The following is a 19218-nucleotide window of genomic DNA, read 5'->3' as shown; positions in this document are numbered from 1 at the left end:
TAAAAATTTCACTTTTTTTTGATTTTTTAGCCCAACACCCTTGACAATCAAAAAAATAAAAGTTATTATTGGCGCACCTCCTCAATGGAGGTCATCCTAACGGAGGGATGGCCGAGTGGTTGAAGGCGCACGCTTGGAAAGCGTGTTTACCTTACGGTAACGAGGGTTCGAATCCCTCTCCCTCTTCTAAAAATTTTTCGAGGTACCTAATGGCTGAATCTCAAAGAGTTTATCTTGACGATATTTACGCTAGTGAAGAATGCCAAGGTTCGGTTTTCCGCGCCGTTGTCATGATGGCTCATGAAGCCCGCTTCATTAACAATCAGTCCAAGCAAGGTTACATTCAGCTCACTCAGAAGCCGACAACTATTGCTATGAACCGTTTTAAGGAACATAAGCTTACGATGGTTGAAAAAGGCTCTAACGATGTGACTGAAAATGCCGTAAAGGCATCCGTTGCAGAAGTTGCTCCGAGCGCAGAAGCTGTTGCAGAAGCAAGCGAAGCCGCAACTGACGCTTTCTAATCTCGAAAAACAGAATTCAAAAAAGACCGCTTTCGAGCGGTCATTTTTTTCATTGTCGTCATAAAGATTCATCACCGTCATACTGAGAGGCGAATAGCCACGAAGTATCCTGTGAAATTTCAATTAATTGCTTTTCAAAAGTTTCGACGTTACACCGCGACGAATCTTGCCGGCAGCTCGTCCGAGAGCATCAAATAACCGCTCTGGCATTGATTCTTCCAAATTCTTGTTTGGAACTCGGCGTTTGGAAATGGATACAGGCTTATCCGCAGTATCGGCTCGCTGTTCTTCAATTTTCCAGATGAAATCATCAGAGCGCGATGTCATTGGGTTCTGCACGACATTTTTACCGACCGCCTGCAAATAAAGCCCACTCTTGTAATTCTTGAGAAGGAAAGCATTCGGAGTGTTCACTCCGGCATCTTCGAGCTGGTATTTTTGGTGCACACCGCCATTGTAGCCGTATGTCGAGGCTGTTACACCCGCAGCGGTTGATTCATTCGGAATATCGATTACGCGATTTCCAAGCTGGAATCGGTAGGTGACAGGCTTATCGCCCATCGAATAAATCTTGACAAAAGTTGCCGTGTCGGCACAATCCATGAGTTCAAGCGTATTCGAAGAAGTTATTCCCATGCATTTCTTTTCGGAAAGGGACTTTACCCTCCCCTGCTTGAAGAACGCTTCCTTGAAAATGTCCTGATACATAGCGTTCACGATTTTCACGTGATTGATCAAATCCTGTTCGGAATGGACTTCACTCTTGTAATTGATGCCATACGGCCAAAAATGCTGGCTATCGCCCTTGAGCACGGCATCCGGACCATCAATTTCCTTGATAAGTGCCTGGGCTTTTTCTCCCTGGAACACACCGTCCTTGAACATCGCTTTGTACTCAGATGTTGTGCCCATGCCCATGGTATGCGCCATTTCGTGCATGGCAGTGCCCACATACATATAACCCCGATCCTTACCGAAACGTAAATCGCCATTGCTGCTAGCCTCGGCTGTAGGAACGCCCGTGCTGTAGTAAACTTCGATATGTTTCGAAAGATCAGAGTACTTATTGTACAGGAAAACCGCCGAATCCATCGCCGCCGTAATATGCTCGTAGGCGTCAAGTTCGTCCTGAGTCGGATTTGCGGATTTATTCAAATGATATTCAACGTTGCCAGCAAAAGCGCTAGACAACGGAAGCAGGAAGGAGAAAATTCCAATATAACTTGATTTTTTTACAAAAAGATTCATAAAAAACCTTCCTATATACAATTTTAATTTACACTATTCCATATATATAAGCAAGTAAAAAAAGTTTTTTGTGATTGCAAGAACTATGTAATAAACCAGAATGTAATTTTAGCGCGGAATATCAATCATAGGAGAAGCCCCAATGAAGGCTAAATTATTAGCATGTTGTTCTGCAATCGCACTTGCCGCCCTTACCGGCTGCTCGGGAAGCCAGAGCGGAATCAACCGTTCCCTTGGACAAGCCGATGCAACGCGCTCGCTCGTCAATGAAAACAAACTCGACGCAAGCATGACTTCGAACTCGTACTCCAAACTTGTCGCAGCCAAGGCTCTGAAAGAAGACGGAAAAATCGAAGAAGCCCAGGCTCTTGCAGAACAGAGTGAACTCGAAATGCGACTCGCCATAGCCAAATCTGAAAACGAAAAGGCAAAAATCGAAGACAAGAAACTCGAAGAAGCTCTCCGTGCCGACGAAGAACGCAAGGTCTTGTACCAGAGCATTCTCGAAAAGGAATCTAAGAAGTAAGGAGCCGCAAAGATGAAGACGATTAAGATTTTGACTCTCGGCGCCCTCGCCGCATCCATGAGCTTTGCCGCAGATGCACCTTCTGTCACCCCTGTTGACCAGTGCAGACTAGCTCTCGACAATGCCAAAACCAATTTGCCATCCAATGCTTACGCCGCAAAGCTTACGCTTGCCGAAGGCTATGGCACGCTCAATGCCCTCGAAACAATTTATGCGGATGACGATGAATCCAAGCTGATCCCGACATTCTTGGAAAACTGCCAGAAATACGCAGAAATCGCAAAGCTCCAGGGCGAAACCCAGGCTATCCAGAATCACATTGCAGAAAACTGGGAAAAGCGCGCAGCCACAAACCGCACCATCGAAGCAATCCAGGAACAGATTGGCGAAGCTCGTAGCGGTAAGGTTTCGGACCTCGAAGCTGAAAAGCAGGCAATCAAGGCTCAGAAGGACAAGCTCGAAGCCAGCAAGAACGAAGCTATGGACAAGTTAAACGCCCTCCAATCCCAGATGATCCAGGTGACGAAGGACGCTCGCGGTATAATCCTCTCGATGTCCGATATCTTGTTCGACGTGGGCCGTGCCACCTTGAAGACCGACCTCATGACAAGCCTTGCTAAGATTGCCGGGATCCTCTCCGTTTACCAGCAGTTTGACGTGTCCATCGAAGGTAACACCGACAACACCGGTTCTGAAGAATTCAACATGACGCTTTCTCAGCAACGTGCAGAAAACGTGATGAACTTCCTCGTGGAACAGGGCATTGCCGAAACCCGTCTCACCGCCAAGGGTCTTGGCATGACCATGCCGATTGCGGACAACTCTACCAAGGAAGGTCGCCAGAAGAACCGCCGCGTGGATCTCGTTATCACGGACCGTACGCAGAAAGTGAAGTAGTTCGGTAAACCGAATAAGACAGGAGTCGCCCCGGCCTTAGGTCGGGGTCTCTTTTATACAGGAAAATTCATCAACTTTTTGATAGAAAAGCCTTTTAATCAAGTCTATTTTTTCTAGATTTAGTCACGTAACTTTTAAACCGGCGGCGCAAGTCGCCAATCAAAAACAAGAGGTAAAACAAATGGCAGTTTCTTACAAGGAACTCGGCTTGGTTAACACCAAGGAAATGTTTGCTAAGGCAGTTAAGGGTGGCTATGCTATCCCGGCTTTCAACTTCAACACCATGGAACAGATGCAGGCTATCGTGCAGGCCGCCGTTGAAACCAAGTCTCCGGTGATCATGCAGGTCTCTAAGGGTGCTCGTAACTACGCTAACGGCACCATCCTCCGCTACATGGCTCAGGGTGCTGTTGAATACGCCAAGGAACTCGGCTGCGCAAATCCGCAGATCGTGCTCCACCTCGACCACGGTGACTCTTTCGAACTCTGCAAGGACTGCATCGACAACGGTTTCTCTTCCGTGATGATCGACGGTTCTGCTCTTCCGTACGAAGACAACATCGCCCTTACCAAGAAGGTTGTTGAATACGCTCACGCTCACGACGTTACCGTCGAAGCTGAACTCGGTGTTCTCGCCGGTGTTGAAGACGAAGTTGCTTCTGAAGTTTCTCACTACACGAAGCCGGAAGAAGTGATCGACTTCGCTACCCGTACGGGCTGCGACTCCCTCGCTATCTCCATCGGTACTTCTCACGGTGCATACAAGTTCAAGCCGGAACAGTGCACTCGTAACGCTCAGGGCAAGCTCGTTCCGCCTCCTCTGGCATTCGACGTGCTCCACGCCATCGAACAGAAGCTCCCGGGCTTCCCGATCGTTCTCCACGGTTCTTCTTCTGTCCCGCAGGACGAAGTTGATACGATCAACGCTCACGGCGGTAAGCTCCCGGATGCAGTTGGTATTCCGGAAGAACAGCTCCGCGAAGCTTCTCGCTCTGCTGTCTGCAAGATCAACATCGACTCTGACAGCCGTCTCGCTATGACTGCCGCTATCCGTAAGTATTTCGACGAACATCCGGAACACTTCGACCCGCGCCAGTACCTCAAGCCGGCTCGTGAAAACATGAAGAAGATGTACATGCACAAGATCGTGGATGTGCTCGGCTCCAACGACAAGCTCTAATGAGACCGTTCGCGCCTAGAATCACATAGAAATATGTGAGTGGCGCTCACTCTCGCAAACGCCCTCGGTTAATACCGAGGGCTTTGTTGCTCACAGGAGACCGCTAGGCAATCGCCTGGCGGTTTTTTGTTATATTTAAAGCAAATTAAGGAGGAAAATTATGATTCGTGAATCACTGTTCTTGGTTTCTTTTACCATGTTGACTCTTAATACGGCTGCATTTGCAAACAAATGCACAGAGGCAGCATTTAGTATGAATGCAAACCCAAACCTTAGAATAGACCCGAATATCTATGTAGATTCAGTATACACTAAATCGTCTACCCAGAAATACATTTATACCAACGGCAAGGTTACTGAGGTTCGCGAGAAAGGCGAAAAAGAACAAATTCTATACTTTTATCCTGATGCTGATAAATCGTCTTTGAAAAATACAGGCACAGAATACATTTTGACCAAATGTGAAGCTAAAGATACCTTGTGCTATGTACAATCAATTTATCAAGACGGGGTACTATTTGATGGCACACTCACTATTAAAGCTACACCCGATTATATCAGTCAAGAAATAGAACAACCCGACTACCATCAACTTACTGAATTTATATTAAAACCGGATACGCTTATATCTAAAGACGAAAGCTATGGGAGACAAATGGGTTATAAAGTTAACTCGAAATCAAGTACAATGCTATATGTGGCAGACCCAAACGACGATACAAAATGCTATCTCTATGCTAATGAAAAAAATTACGCTACATTGTCATACAATCCCAACGAAAAAGGCTTTTCCATAAGCATGACCATAGGAAACCTGGACCATCCTAGCGCCGAATACTTTTTTATTGATGCCAACAAAACATCCTCTCTCCGCAAAGCTGTAAAGCCTGTTAAAATGCTTCCCAAGGCCCGTTACTTCGACCTTCTGGGACGATATAAATTCACAAAATAAATGGTGATTCCCGGTTAGATCCCCTTCCGCGCTACGCTTGGTCGAGGATGACACATCCAACTTCCTACTGTCTACTACCCACTGCCTACTATGATTTGTCCTCATTGCGGCGCCGAATTGAAACAAGGCGCGACCTTCTGCCCCCACTGCGGGAGCGACAAGAACACCGGCTGGAAAGAGGGCGCTGAATATAGCGACCTCGACCTCCCCGACTACGATGAAATTGTAGAAAATGAATTCGGCGAAAAGAAGAAAAAATCAAGCCCGCTTACGATTGTCGCAGTGGTGATTGTCGTGCTTGCATTTATGGCTGCGATGGTTCTTTAAGCGTTTCTTCCAAGCTCTTGAGGCTTGCTTCGGCAGCCGTAAAATCGTAATCATCAATCTGGTTATGCAGTTTCTGCAAAAGAGATTCCTGCTCCTGCGAGAACATGATCTCATCGAGCGAATCGAGAATGCGTTTGCAGGCGGTCAGCGAGCAAGATTCTACAGCCGGCTTAAGTTCTTCTATAGCTTGAGTAAGCTTGCTTATGGCTTCAGGATCCACATGCTTGATAATAACGGCAGCGCTCGACTGCTCAGCTGCGATATTTTGCAAGACAATTTTCAAATCGTCAATTAAATCTTCGAGAGCATCTATAAACGCATTGTATTCGCTATAATTTTGCTCTTTCTTGAGCAACGAATTTTCAAGCATAACGCCAAGCGTCTGCACGTGATACGAACCAATCGTTCCACAAAGCCCCTTAATCGTATGAACAATGCGCGTCGATTCTTCGAAATCAGCACCTTCAAAAGATTTTTTCAGTTTAAGAACTTCACCACCGTAATCACGAACAAAGCCCTGAATAATCTTGAAATACAGATTCCTGTTGTCATTGGCGTGGTAAAGACCTGCCGCCGCATCGAAGTTGCGCACCTTTTGGAACATAGCGACAGCACTATCATCAGTACTTACAGATGTATTTTCTGTTTCGCTAACACTTGCTGCCATCGGAATCTTATCCGCCACTTGTAAATACTTGGCAAGTTCCGCATAAAGCATCATCGGATCAATCGGCTTCGCGATGTAAGAATTCATGCCCGCATGGAGACAATCGTCGCGGTCCTTTTGGAAAGCTCTTGCACTCATGGCTATAATCGGCACATTCTTGAAATACTCATCGGAGCGATTACGAATCGCCCTTGTGGCATCAAGACCGTTCATCACAGGCATCTGGATATCCATTAGTACCAAGTCAAAAGCATCTTTTTTGAGCAAATCAAGTGCGATTTTACCATTTGCGGCAACCATTGTCGCAAGTCCCACGCTGTTCAAAAGCGATACAGCCAAATCCTGGTTCATCTCATTATCTTCAACGAGGAGAATCTTCGCTTCCTTGAAGAATATCTTATTTTTCTCAACTTTTTGAGCTTTCTGATACGTGAGTTTTTCATTAACCGCTTCTTGCATAGCACTTAGCAAGGAGCTTATCTGCAGCGGTTTAGCGACACAGCTATTGAAACCGATTTCTGACGCCAGATGATAATTTTTCTCGTCAAAGTGAATCGGATGCATGAGAATTTTCGGAATAATCCTCATGTTTGCGGGCAAGCCCTGAACAAAATCAAACCCATTCATAATGGGCATCTGATAATCGACAATAAAGAAATCGTACGGAGTTTCCCCCGCTTCTTCGTGAGCTTGTATCAAATCCAAAGCTTCATCCACAGAAGCTGCCTCTTCAACAACGCAGCGCAACTTCGTCAAATAATGCCTCAAAACAGCTCGCAGTCTTTCACAGTCGTCCACCAACAAAACATTCTTGTTTTTAAATGTCGAAACAGACTTCCATTTTGGAACAGCCACCTGTGAAGCAAGAGCAAGCGTTATCGTAAAGAAGAACTTTGAACCCTTTCCATATTCACTTTCGACACGCAGTTCACCACCCATGAGTTCCACAAGCGATTTCGAAATGACAAGACCAAGTCCAGTTCCCCCGTACTTGCGGGTAATAGAGCCATCCGCCTGCGTGAATGCGTTAAACAAATGCTGCAGTTGCTCGCTCGTCATGCCGATACCCGTATCAATAACGCTAAACGACAGCTTAACATTATTTCCAAGCACCTGTTCCTGCTTGATCTTCAGCGTAATGCTTCCGCTTTCCGTGAATTTGGTCGCATTGTTTATCAAGTTTGTGAAAATCTGAGAAAGGCGTAACGGGTCACCCATCAGGACTTCCGGAATTTCCGGGTCTACATCGACAATCAATTCTATTGGGCGCCCGGCGATGCGCACTTCGGCAAGGGCAGCAACTTCACCAATAATATCTTGCAGCACAAGTTGCGTGATTTCCAAATCTTGCTTATTCGCTTCGATTTTCGAGAAATCGAGAATGTTATTGATAATACCGAGCAGCGATGTTGCCGCATGGCTAATGCGTTCGATAAATCCAAGCTGTCGCTCATCCAGTTTCGTTTCCTGAATCAAGTGAGCCATACCGATGATGGCATTCATCGGTGTGCGGATTTCATGACTCATATTTGCCAAGAATTCACTCTTGGCCTGTGTTGCATGTTCAGCAATTTCACGAGCCGCCACAACCTCAGAAATATCGATCATCGAGAGCATATAGCCGACAATCGCTTCTTGCACCTTGAGCGTGCAAGCTTCTCCGCGGAACCAAGTGTCTGTATGCGAATTGAGCGTCTGGAGCATAAACGTATCTTTCCAGACACCTTGCTCATTAAACGTCCTTTTGAGCGCTTCTACAACATCTTCGGGCATGCCGCACTTGGGCATGTTTTCTAGTGGTTGCCCAATCGCATCTTTCCAGTCCACAACAAGGTAATCAGCCAACTGTTTAGACATGTACTTGACTTTACGGTTCTTGTCAAAAATCACAAGAATCGAATTTCCTGCCGAAAGCATGATCGTATCAAGAATCGTATCCTTCTGGATGCCGCTCGTTTCATCAGAAATCAGGAACAAATAGCGAATTGACCCATCGTCTTCGACAAGGAACTGGAAAATGACTTTCCACCAAGCATCTTCGCCCACGCAACTACGCACCGGAATAATAATCTGGCGCTCGCTAGCATGCATTTCGCCGCCCTTCGACACCTTGTAGACAAACTTTTTGAATTGCTCCGAGCGGAAGAACTTCCAGAGAATTTCGCCACGGACGTCATTGCCATTATTGAAAAATTCAGCAATATAGGCACTCGCATGGAGAATATCAAACGTATCGTTCGTCAAGATAAGTCTAAAGTTATCACTCCCCAAAAGCGTCTCGAACATCGTACTGGAACTGACACTTTCGTTCAAGTCTTTTTGAATAAAGAACTTGAAAAGGAAACGCACAATAAGCCACGTGAGGAAAATCAACGAAACTACAATAAGCGACACAACCAAAATAATGGCGTACAGATTTTCTTGAACCTTCGCAACGACCTTGTTTTTTTGAATCACATGGACAACATAAAACGGCGCATTTTTTAACGGCTTAACTAAAAAAATCAATTTGCGATTTTCGACGTTTGTCTTTTCAAAAAGAGTCACGTTCACAGAATCCAAATTTTCAATCTGGATATCATCCTGGACAAGGTGTAAAAGCCCCGCAACAGTATCCGTAACTATATTATGCAAATTGGTTTCATACGGGAAATACGTAAACAGGCTATCGTTTTCCGAACTCACAAGCATCGTAATACCGCCGTCAGTCCTAGCAAATTCCCCCATCAACTGACGGACTTTTTGCAAATCGACATCGACGGCGACAGCCCCCATAAACGTTCGATTTTTCTCCCAAAGCGGATATGAATACGTGAGCACGCGCTTCTTGGCTTTTGCATTTATTTCGGGACCCGTGATAGCAAGCCCCTTGTGCCGAGAAGCTTCCAAATACCAAGTTCTTATGCGAAATTCTTTTTTGCCTTCTTCGAGCTTATAATCATTTGCAGAAATATACTTGCCATTCTTATTGCCATAATAGGCATCAACAATAAAAGGAGATGACTGCTGGTGCTTTTTCAACACCTTCTTGATTTCAGATTCTTTTGTATGCTGGAGAATTTGTGGAAGTGGCTTGAAATGCTTTTCAAATTTCGAGAAGAACAGTTCAAGATCGACAACAACTTTGTCCTGAAATTTAGATTCCGAAGAACTGTACGAAGACGTAATTAAGGTGGATTTTAGAAAGTTCGAAAAAACAACGACCAACACGATGGTAAAGACAAGCATCGGTATGGTATAAACGAGCGAAATGCGCCAGCTGAGGTGGCGCTTTTTTTCATTTATAGGACTTGGTGTCAATCCTTACATTCCTCGGAAGAAGAAGTGTCTTTGAACCGTTCGTAAATTTCGGGCAATTGGTCTGCTATGGCGAGGAACGCATCAACAACATCGGGGTCAAACTGCGTCCCGCGGCCCTTGACAATTTCTTTGACAGCCACTTCGTGCGGATACGGATCTTTGTACGGGCGCTTCGAAACAAGAGCATCATAAACATCAGCAACCGCCATGATGCGAGCCCCTATGGGAATATCGTCTTTTTTCTTGTGGTTCGGGTAACCTTCGCCGTTCCAATGTTCATGGTGGCCAAGAGCCATTTCAGCGGCGATACGTACCATCGGACTGTCGTGCAGTTCCTTGGTCGCCTCTTGCAAAACATCGTAACCCATCTGCGGGTGCTGCATCATGATTTCACGTTCATCTTGCGTAAGCGTTCCCGGCTTGCGCAAAATACGGTCATGAATGCCGACCTTGCCAATATCATGGAGCGGTGCTGCGGTCGCTAAATTCTCAATGTATTCCGGTGTAATCGTTTCAGTGAATTTTGAGTTTTTACGCAACTCTTCCGCAAGGCGCTGTACAATAATCTGTGTACGCTTGATGTGCTCACCCGTCTCAGGATCGCGGTATTCGGCAAGCGAACCAAGACTCGTAAGCATGACCTTAAGCGTCCTGCGGAGGTCCGCCGTCTTTTCATCGACAAGATCGTGCAAGTGGTCGCGCTGGAGCTTTAGCTGGAGCTGGTTTTTGATGCGGAGCGTCACGAGAGCCGGGTTGAACGGTTTGGTAATATAGTCTACAGCACCGAGGTCTAGACCTATCTGTTCGCTCTTGCTATCAGCCTTGGCAGTTAGGAAAATAACCGGAATCCCTTGCAAAATGTTTTTTTCGCGCATGATCCTCAAAGTCTCATAACCATCCATTTCGGGCATCATGACATCAAGCAAAATCAGGTCTGGCTTAATTTTTTCGGTAAGCTCAATCGCCTTTTTACCATTGAGAGCAACACAAACATCATAGTCATTCGACAGAATACCTTCCAACACGTCAATATTCGTCTTGGTATCATCAACAACTAAAATTTTTAAACGCGAACGTTCCATATTCATAATATACGTTAAATAATCTAAATATTACAACTCATTTTATTACACCATAGAACATAAAATAGTCTTATTTTTCTCTATGGATTATTTCTCAAAGGTTCCACACCATGATTTAGTGATTTTCGTCATAGCAGAAAGTATATTAGGAATATAAATTTGGAGTTTTTATGAAAAATCGTTTGGGATGGACCAAAGTACTCTTTACTAGCGCATTTCTGGCTAGCACAGTTCAAGCCGATGAAATTGTCGATATCACTCCGTTCTATCGAGCTGTCGATAGCGTGGCCCTTGGCAACATAATCAACGACCTTTATAATGACCTTACCCTCCCCGACACGATAAAGTTGGGCGGAGAATCCTTTGCAATCACCTGGGAAAGCAGCGATACGCTGTTCCTCACCCATGATGGACACATCAATGGTCGTTTTGTCGGCGAAAACAAAGAAGTCACGCTCACGGCGACCGTGCAAGACTATTTGAGCGATAAAAAACAAGTTGTAAAGAACAAAGTTTCCATCCACGGATTTGAACCATACTCCAACTACCTCTTTGCATATTTTCCAGCCAACGACAACGAAAACATCTATTACGCCCTCAGTAACGACGGATACAACTTCACCCCGATGAATAACGGCAAGCGCGTCGTGGCCGCCGACTCCGTGAGTATCAAAAAAGGCCTCCGTGATCCGCATGTGCTACGTGCGCCTGATGGCTGGTTCTACATGGTAAATACAGACATGAAGAGTGCCGAAGGATGGGCTAGTAACCGTGGCATGGTGCTGATGAAGTCCCGCGACCTCATCAACTGGAAACACAGCACGGTGCATTTTCCGGACAAGTACAAAGGCAAGAACTTTGCAAACGTCACGCGCGTGTGGGCGCCCGAAACCATCTGGGACGCAAATTATGTGAACAAGGACGGGAGCAAGGGCAGGCCACTTGTTTATTACTCGCTGTTGACCAATGACGGGACCATTCCTTATGACAAGGTGTTTTTCAATTACGCCAACGAAGACTTTACCGACCTCGAAGGTGAACCGATACATTTCTTTGACCGCGGCAAATCGACCATTGACATGGACATTGTCTATAATCCAGTAGACAAGCTTTATCACGCGTTTTACAAGAACGAAGGCGATGGCGGCATCTGCAAGGTGCAGGCGCAGACATTAACCTCGGAAAACGGCACTAAAGCCCCGACCTGGTACAAACGCAGTGGTGCATTGCAACAGACGACCGAAGCTGTCGAAGGTGCAGGAGTGTTCAAGCTCATCAACCAAAATTCCTGGGTCTTGATGTACGACTGCTACGTGAATGGGCATTACCAGTTCACGTCTAGCTCGGACCTCAATACATTCAAATTCGTGCAGAACACCAAGACAAGCGGCGCATTCACGCCACGTCACGGTACAATCCTCCCGCTTACCGCAGCAGAAACGGCAGCGCTCATGAAGGCTTTCCCCACTCCGGACTTTGAAGCAAAAGTCATCGACATTCCCGATTCCATCGGTGTTTGCGATGGCAAGAAAGTTGTTGGACCATGTAGCGCAACAAAGATTATCCCTTACGTGAAAGTAGGCGATGGCGGCTGGAACGAAACGCTTGATGTGAAAGTTGCAAAAGGCGCTACAGTGCAGCTTGGCCCGCACCCGTGGGATGGCAAAATTTGGAGCTGGGAAGGTCCAGACGGGTTCAAGTCCACAACCCGAGAAAACACGCTTAAGAATCTGGATGGCACCAAGAGTGGCTATTACACTGTGACGTACACAAACGAAACAGGCTGCAAGAGCGTTGCAAAAATCAAGATTGTCGTAGATGACCCGGACAAGCCGTATGTAGAACAACCTCCGGTAAGCATTGGTAACCGAGGAATGCGCGAAAGCCGCAAGGATTTACGTCTGAAACGCAACCCCATCTATTTTGATTTACTCGGTAACAGGCTTTCTGGCAAGCCGCGTAACGGAATGTTCGTAGTAAAATAGTCGTTAGTCACTGGTTATTAGTCATTGGTTAAAGAATCACGGCAGAGTCGCCTAACAGAAACCAATGTCCATTGACTAAATGCTATTGACCAATCTATTAAGCTTTATAAAAGCATTCACGGGGTCGGCGTAATTCCAGACGCCACCGAGCGAAGCGACTCCGGCGGGCGATAACTTCTTAAAATCGTCAATCGTATCCGTATCGACGCCTCCCCATAAAATGAGGGAGGCTTTTGCGTTTATACTTAAAGAAGATTCAAGCGTTTCAACAGGTTCAATCGCCGAAAGCGGCTGCATAATCGGGCCGACTAGAGCGCCCGCCACCCATTCCGGGAGCTTTTCGGCTTCTTCCGCATTTTTGCAAAGAGCAACGCAGTTGATGCGTTTCCAGCTTTCGGGAACCTCGCCCATAAAGCTTTGCGCATCGCAGACGCAACCGCGAACATCAAGCTCTTCGGCCATGTCTGGCGTTCCACGCACCCAGATGCGGTCGCGCAATTCCATCGGGAGACCAAGCAGCCATCGATCGTAATCGTTGAATGTTGCGCGAGCATTGCCACCGCGCCCACGCTTGTCGAGAATCAAACGGGTTAAACCTCGGCGAAACATTTCTTCGATATCGTCATGTTCAGCAGCAAAATCATCAGGACAAGTAAAGAGCCAAAGTCGCATTTTCATTTCCTCACACATCTGACGGAGAGGGCAAATTCTTCGTAAGTTTCATCGTACGATACGCTAGAGCAGTCTTTTTCGAGCATTACAGTGCGGGCGTAATTTGCACGGACCTCGTCTGTCGTCCAAAAGTAGGCGTATTCGTCAAAATAATTATAGTATTCTAAGAAATGGTAACCGCCACCGATTTCTGAAACAAAGTCCAATGACATCAATGAATCTGCAGCAAAATCAAAACCGCCTACAGCTTCAACCAAGTTGTCAAAATCAGCTTTTGATGGGATTTTCCAACCTTCCGGACAAGCGACCATCGCTACATTCCAGGCATAAAGTCGTCCCTGCTTTTCGCAATATTCAGTGCTATCGTTATAGCAAAACGTTCTTTTGTAAAGCGAGTCCGAATCATCGAAATAATTCAAGTTTTGAGCCATCCAGACTAGGCCACCAATTTCAATGGTCTTGTAGCTTTGCGAATCGCGAGCGTCAACGAAAATGCCTGCGCGAGAATCCTCGTCCGCCGCGCCCACCGAAGAATCCGAACACGCCCAAAACGCGATTGCAAAAAAGACAGAAACGAAAGCCTCAAAATACTTGCTCATACACAAAAGATAACTAAATAAATTTTTCTATATTTACGCGCGGATTGACGATTTGATGATCAAACCGCCACGGTTAATAACGAGGCACTCGATGGATTTGAAAATACTCCCTCAGCCAGACGATGTTACGTGCGGACCGACTAGCCTACACGCTGTTTACTCTTATCTTGGCTATAACATTCCCCTTAAAAAGCTCATTTCCGAAATCGAATTTTTGGAAGAAGGTGGCACGCTAGGCGTTTTTCTTGGTATCGACGCCCTCAAGCGCGGATTCAAGGCTACCATTTATTCTTATAATTTAAAGATTTTTGACCCGACGTGGAGCAAGCTCAAGATGCCCGAGCTCCGCGAAAAGCTGGTCGCTTTGCACAAGGCAAAACACGCCCCCAAGCTCAAAAAGGCAATTGATGCCTATATCAGATTCATTGACCTTGGCGGAACAGTCGCTACCGCAGACCTTCGCGCAAGCATGTTCGAAAGCTATTTCAAGCGAGACATTCCGGTGCTTTGCGGCCTCAGCGCCACCTATCTTTATCGTTCCCCTCGCGAATACACAAACGAAAAAGACCAGTCCGTCTTTGACGATATTCACGGCGAGCCGATGGGGCATTTCGTAGTGCTTTACGGACTCGATGAAAAGAAGCAGTTCATGGTTGCAGACCCGGATTGTACGAACCCGATGGCAAGCGGCCCTTATTACAAAGTCGACAAGTTCCGCCTAATCCACAGCATTTTGCTGGGTGTCATGACGTACGACGGAAACATCCTGGTCGTGGAGAAAAAGTAATGAAAGCTCCGGCACTGATGATTACCTGCGAACATGCGAGCAACGCTGTGCCGGATTTCGTCCTGCGCGCACTCCGCGATTCCAAGATTCCCGATGACGTTCTCGCCTCCCACCGCGCTTACGACATTGGTGCATATAAAGTATTTTCAAATCTTGTAAAACGATTAAAGCCCGACTTCCATTGCTCTAGTCGGTTCTCGAGACTCGTGGTCGACATGAACCGCAGTGCGACCAACAAGACGTTCTTTTCTGAATTTACTGTTGGATTACCAAATACCGTAAAATCGCACATGATGAGTCTTTGGGAAAAATACCGTGAGAAAATTGAAAACTTTGTCGCGAGTGAAATTCCTGCGAGAGCGCGCAAAAATGAGAAAAATGCACCTAAGGAAGCGCCGCTCAAGGTCATCCACCTCGGTATTCATAGCTTTACGCCTGTATTAAATGGTGTCGAGCGCGATGCCGATGTCGGGATTCTCTATGACCCGAGCCGACCTGCCGAAGTAAAAATTGCGCAAACGCTCATCCAGAACATCCACGAACGCGCCCCGTGGCTTAAAATCCGCAAGAATTACCCGTATTTGGGCAAGTCCGATGGCCTTACGACCACGCTTCGCCAAAAGTTCGGCCAAAGTTACGCGGGACTTGAAATCGAGATTAACCAAAAGCTGCTTAATTTTTAAACTTTTTTCAAAAATTGGTTGTCCGTTTTGGGTAATCTTATTTAATTTTATGCGTGGATTTTTGCCCTTTTTGCGTGTAATGCACGCCGAAGGTGTATATGATCAGATTTTTTACGAAAAAACCTAAAAACGGAGATATCCATGGCAAAAAAGATGATTGCGTGTGACGGTAACGAAGCCACCGCTAGCGTAGCGTTTGCTGTTAGCGAAGTTGCTGCTATTTACCCGATTACACCGTCTAGTCCTATGGCTGAGCACGCCGACAACTGGAGTGCTGCAGGCAAGAAGAATATTTGGGGACAGGTTCCCCGCGTGTTTGAAATGCAGTCCGAAGGTGGCGCTGCCGGTACCGTTCACGGTGCTTTGCAGGCCGGTGCTTTGACCACGACCTTCACCGCATCTCAGGGTCTTCTCTTGATGATCCCGAACATGTACAAGATTGCGGGCGAACTGACCCCCACGGTCTTCCACGTCACTGCACGTGCTCTTGCTATGCAGGGCCTTTCCATTTTCGGTGACCACTCCGACGTTATGGCTTGCCGCCAGACGGGTTTTGCAATGCTCGCCTCCAGCTGCGTCCAGGAATGCCAGGACCTCGCTCTCGTGGCCCACGCTTCTACGCTCGAAAGCCGCGTTCCGTTTATGCACTTCTTTGACGGCTTCCGCACTTCTCACGAAGTGATGAAGATTGAAGCTCTCGAAGACGGCGTTATCCGTAACGTTATCGACGAAAAGTATGTGAAGGCATGCCGCGAACGCTGCCTCACACCGGACCGCCCGACTATGCGCGGTACCGCCCAGAACCCGGACGTTTACTTCCAGGGTCGTGAAACCGTGAACCCGTTCTATGCAAAGGTTCCGGAAATTGTCCAGAAGTACATGGACAAGGTTGCTAGCTACACTGGCCGTCAGTACCACATCGTGGACTACGTCGGTGCTGCTGATGCAGAACGCGTAATCATTTCTATGGGTTCTTCGACCTGCACCATCGGTGACACCGTCAAGTACCTCAACGGGAAGGGCGAAAAGGTCGGTCTCGTCAACATCCGCCTCTACCGTCCGTTCCCGATGGAAGCTGTCGTTGCCGCTCTCCCGAAGACAGTCAAGAAGATTGCCGTCCTCGACCGCTGCAAGGAACCGGGTTCCGCAGGCGAACCGCTCTTCCAGGATGCCCTGACCGCTATTTCCGAAGCCGTGATGGCAGGCAAGATGGCTATGCCGAAGATGATCGGCGGCCGCTACGGTCTTTCTTCCAAGGAATTCACGCCGGCTATGGTCAAGGCCATCTTCGACGAACTCTCCAAGGCAGAACCGAAGGCACGCTTCACAGTCGGTATCAACGACGACGTTTGCCACACGAGTCTCACCATCGACCCGAACTTCAAGCTCGAAAGCGACTTCTTCCAGGCAATGTTCTTCGGTCTCGGCTCTGACGGTACTGTCGGTGCCAACAAGAACTCCATCAAGATTATCGGTAACGAAACCGACAACTACGCTCAGGGCTACTTCGTTTACGACTCCAAGAAGTCCGGCTCCATGACCACCTCTCACCTCCGCTTTGGTAAGAGCATCATCGACGCCCCGTACCTCATTGGCGAAAACGAAGCTGACTTTGTTGCTTGCCACCATACTCCGCATCTCGAATCCATCGACATGCTCAAGTATGCCAAGGTCGGTGCAACGTTCCTCGTGAACACCCCGCACTCCGCTGACACTGTTTGGGATACCTTCCCGCGTCCGGTGCAGGAAGCCATCATCAAGAAGCACCTCAAGGTGTTCGTCATTGACGCTTACGCCGTTGCCGCAAAGACCGGCATGGGCCGCCGCATCAACACTGTGATGCAGACCTGCTTCTTCTCCAAGCTCGGTAACGTTCTCGATGCAGAAACTGCTATCAAGTACATCAAGAAGTACGCCGAAAAGACTTACGCCAAGAAGGGTATGGAAGTCGTCCAGAAGAACTGGGACGCTATCGATGCTTCTCTTGCTAACCTCTTCGAAGTCAAGGTTCCGGCCGCTGTCACCAGCACCAAGGAATTCCGCGCTCCGATCCACGGCAACGCTCCGAAGTTCGTGAACGAAGTCACCGCAGAAATCATCAAGGGCAACGGCGAACAGCTCCCCGTTTCCAAGATGCCTTGCGATGGTGTGTTCCCGACCGCTACCACCAAGTACGAAAAGCGCGACCTCGCCCTCAACATCCCGTCCTGGAATCCGGACGCTTGCGTGCAGTGCGGCAAGTGCGCTATGGTCTGCCCGCATGCAGCCATCCGTATGAAGGTTGTGGACGAATCCGCCGTTGCAAACGCTCCGGAAGGCTTCAAGTTCACTCCGGCCAAGGGCTTCAAGCTCGAAGGTTCCGAAAAGCCGGTATTTGCAATTTCCGTGTCCAGCTACGACTGTACAGGTTGCGGCGTTTGTACGCAGGCCTGTATCGGTAAGGACAAGACCGACGCCACCAAGAAGGCTATCAACATGGTGCCGCAGGAACCCATCAAGGTTCAGCAAGGCAAGTGCTGGGACTTCTTCGTCGATCTCCCGGAATTCGACCGTACCAAGGTCAACAAGAATCTCGTCAAGCAGGCCATGCTCCTCGAACCGTTGTTCGAATTCTCCGGCTCCTGCGCAGGCTGCGGCGAAACCGCTTACGTGCGTCTCGTTTCTCAGCTCTTCGGCGACCGCATGGTTGTCGCTAACGCTACGGGTTGCTCCTCCATTTACGGCGGTAACCTGCCGACCACACCGTGGGCAAAGAACAAGGAAGGCCGCGGTCCGGCTTGGGCCAACAGCCTCTTCGAAGACAACGCCGAATTCGGTCTCGGTATGCGCCTCGCTATCACGAAGCATGCCAAGCAGGCACTCAGCCTCCTCGAAGCCGTGAACGTTCCTGCAGAACTCAAGGAAAAGCTCACGACCCAGAAGCAGGACGATGAAGCCGGCATCAAGGCCCAGCGTGAAAACGTTGCCGCCCTGAAGGCTGCCCTCGCCAATGCAACCGACGACGCATCCGTCAGCCTCCGCGACGAATTCGCCGATTACCTCGTGAAGAAGTCCGTATGGATCTTCGGTGGTGACGGTTGGGCATACGACATCGGTTACGGTGGTCTCGACCACGTCATGGCTACCGGCGAAAACGTGAACATCTGCGTCCTCGATACCGAAGTGTACTCCAACACCGGTGGACAGGCTTCCAAGGCCACGAACCGTGGCGCCGTCGCCCTCTTCGCTGCCGCTGGTAAGCGCGCTGGCAAGAAGGACCTCGGCCTTATCGCCATGAGCTACAAGAACGTTTACGTGGGCCGTATCGCCCTCGGTGCAAACGACGCTCAGGCCCTGAAGGTTCTCCAGGAAGCAGAAGCACACAATGGTCCGTCCCTGATCATCTGCTACTGCCCCTGCATCAACCACGGTTTCGATCTCAACAGCCAGCTTCAGCACCAGAAGATGGCCGTGGATTCCGGTTACTGGACTCTGCTCCGTTACAACCCGGCTCTCGCCGCCGAAGGAAAGGCCCCGCTTATCCTCGACTCCAAGAAGCCGACGATTCCGGTTGCAGAATACATCTACACCGAAAACCGCTACAAGCAGCTCACCCGTAACAATCCGGAAGTGGCCAAGAAGCTCGCCGACGACCTCCAGAAGGAAGTGGACGCCCGCTATGCCTTCTACGACGCCATGTCCAAGGATACGGAAGGGTTGATCAGCCTGTAATGGATGTCATCCCCGCGAAGGCGGGGATCTCCCCTTTACTAAAACGCCCCGTCACGATGAGTGACGGGGTGTTTTGTT

15 protein-coding genes and 1 tRNA gene are annotated in these 19218 nt (G+C 48.1%); 11 read left to right on the top strand and 5 right to left on the bottom strand.

Going from position 1 to position 19218, the window contains the following annotated elements:
• Positions 1-101: 101 nt before the first annotated feature.
• Both B9Y77_RS02445 and B9Y77_RS02440 read left to right on the top strand, forming a co-directional pair.
• Positions 102-186: transfer RNA gene (locus tag B9Y77_RS02445), tRNA-Ser, on the top strand.
• A gap of 23 nt (positions 187-209) precedes the next feature.
• Complete coding sequence (locus B9Y77_RS02440) at positions 210-524, top strand: hypothetical protein (protein WP_073424253.1); 315 nt, start codon at positions 210-212, stop codon at positions 522-524.
• Positions 525-647: 123 nt separating this feature from the next.
• On the opposite strand, the gene B9Y77_RS02435 is transcribed toward B9Y77_RS02440, so the two are convergent.
• Entirely contained in the window at positions 648-1772 is a 1125-nt protein-coding gene (locus tag B9Y77_RS02435) for an RICIN domain-containing protein (RefSeq protein ID WP_254899894.1), read from the bottom strand.
• A 142-nt stretch (positions 1773-1914) separates the two neighbouring features.
• Here B9Y77_RS02435 and B9Y77_RS02430 point away from each other — a divergent pair, with 142 nt between their 5' ends.
• The 5 genes from B9Y77_RS02430 (at position 1915) to B9Y77_RS02410 (ending at position 5654) form a co-directional block, all read left to right on the top strand.
• Positions 1915-2298: a hypothetical protein gene (locus B9Y77_RS02430; RefSeq protein WP_085490333.1), complete on the top strand. Its 384-nt coding sequence runs from the start codon at positions 1915-1917 to the stop codon at positions 2296-2298.
• Positions 2299-2310: 12 nt separating this feature from the next.
• Positions 2311-3195, top strand: coding sequence for an OmpA family protein (locus B9Y77_RS02425; protein ID WP_244536542.1), 885 nt, complete (start codon positions 2311-2313; stop codon positions 3193-3195).
• Positions 3196-3376: 181 nt separating this feature from the next.
• The gene (locus B9Y77_RS02420; protein WP_014544999.1) at positions 3377-4375 is read left to right on the top strand and encodes a class II fructose-bisphosphate aldolase; all 999 of its coding nucleotides are present in this window, start codon (positions 3377-3379) and stop codon (positions 4373-4375) included.
• 160 nt (positions 4376-4535) lie between these two features.
• Positions 4536-5327, top strand: a complete 792-nt coding sequence (locus B9Y77_RS02415; protein WP_085490332.1) for a hypothetical protein — start codon at positions 4536-4538, stop codon at positions 5325-5327.
• Between the two features lie 90 nt (positions 5328-5417).
• Positions 5418-5654 carry a zinc ribbon domain-containing protein gene (locus B9Y77_RS02410; protein ID WP_073424257.1) on the top strand — a complete coding sequence of 79 codons (237 nt, stop codon included), beginning with the start codon at positions 5418-5420 and terminating at the stop codon, positions 5652-5654.
• Here B9Y77_RS02410 and B9Y77_RS02405 read toward each other — a convergent pair.
• Complete coding sequence (locus B9Y77_RS02405; RefSeq protein ID WP_085490331.1) at positions 5632-9621, bottom strand: hybrid sensor histidine kinase/response regulator; 3990 nt, start codon at positions 9619-9621, stop codon at positions 5632-5634. The two genes, B9Y77_RS02410 and B9Y77_RS02405, sit on opposite strands and share 23 nt — an antisense overlap.
• Positions 9618-10703: an HD-GYP domain-containing protein gene (locus tag B9Y77_RS02400; protein ID WP_176221698.1), complete on the bottom strand. Its 1086-nt coding sequence runs from the start codon at positions 10701-10703 to the stop codon at positions 9618-9620. The genes B9Y77_RS02405 and B9Y77_RS02400 overlap by 4 nt, the downstream gene beginning before the upstream one ends.
• Positions 10704-10873: 170 nt before the next feature.
• Between B9Y77_RS02400 and B9Y77_RS02395 the strand changes: the two genes are divergently transcribed.
• A complete protein-coding gene (locus B9Y77_RS02395) occupies positions 10874-12688 on the top strand; it encodes a glycoside hydrolase family 43 protein (protein WP_085490329.1) in 1815 nt (604 codons plus the stop codon).
• Between the two features lie 75 nt (positions 12689-12763).
• Here the strand turns inward: B9Y77_RS02395 and B9Y77_RS02390 are convergent, their stop codons facing one another.
• Both B9Y77_RS02390 and B9Y77_RS02385 read right to left on the bottom strand, forming a co-directional pair.
• Complete coding sequence (locus B9Y77_RS02390; RefSeq protein WP_085490328.1) at positions 12764-13360, bottom strand: hypothetical protein; 597 nt, start codon at positions 13358-13360, stop codon at positions 12764-12766.
• Positions 13361-13362: 2 nt separating this feature from the next.
• On the bottom strand, positions 13363-13959 hold the full coding sequence (locus B9Y77_RS02385; RefSeq protein WP_085490327.1) for an FISUMP domain-containing protein: 597 nt from the start codon (positions 13957-13959) through the stop codon (positions 13363-13365).
• A gap of 91 nt (positions 13960-14050) precedes the next feature.
• Here B9Y77_RS02385 and B9Y77_RS02380 point away from each other — a divergent pair, with 91 nt between their 5' ends.
• From B9Y77_RS02380 to nifJ, 3 genes are all read left to right on the top strand, one after another.
• Positions 14051-14746 (top strand): peptidase-C39 like family protein, encoded by a 696-nt coding sequence (locus B9Y77_RS02380; protein ID WP_085490326.1) that lies wholly within the window; start codon positions 14051-14053, stop codon positions 14744-14746.
• The gene (locus B9Y77_RS02375; RefSeq protein WP_085490325.1) at positions 14746-15429 is read left to right on the top strand and encodes an N-formylglutamate amidohydrolase; all 684 of its coding nucleotides are present in this window, start codon (positions 14746-14748) and stop codon (positions 15427-15429) included. Before B9Y77_RS02380 ends, B9Y77_RS02375 begins: the two co-directional genes overlap by 1 nt.
• Positions 15430-15570: 141 nt before the next feature.
• Entirely contained in the window at positions 15571-19140 is a 3570-nt protein-coding gene (gene nifJ, locus B9Y77_RS02370; protein WP_085490324.1) for a pyruvate:ferredoxin (flavodoxin) oxidoreductase, read from the top strand.
• The last annotated feature ends 78 nt before the right edge of the window (positions 19141-19218 follow it).

The organism is Fibrobacter sp. UWB13, from assembly GCF_900177805.1.
GTDB lineage: Bacteria > Fibrobacterota > Fibrobacteria > Fibrobacterales > Fibrobacteraceae > Fibrobacter.
This window is presented reverse-complemented; position numbering and strand designations above follow the sequence as displayed.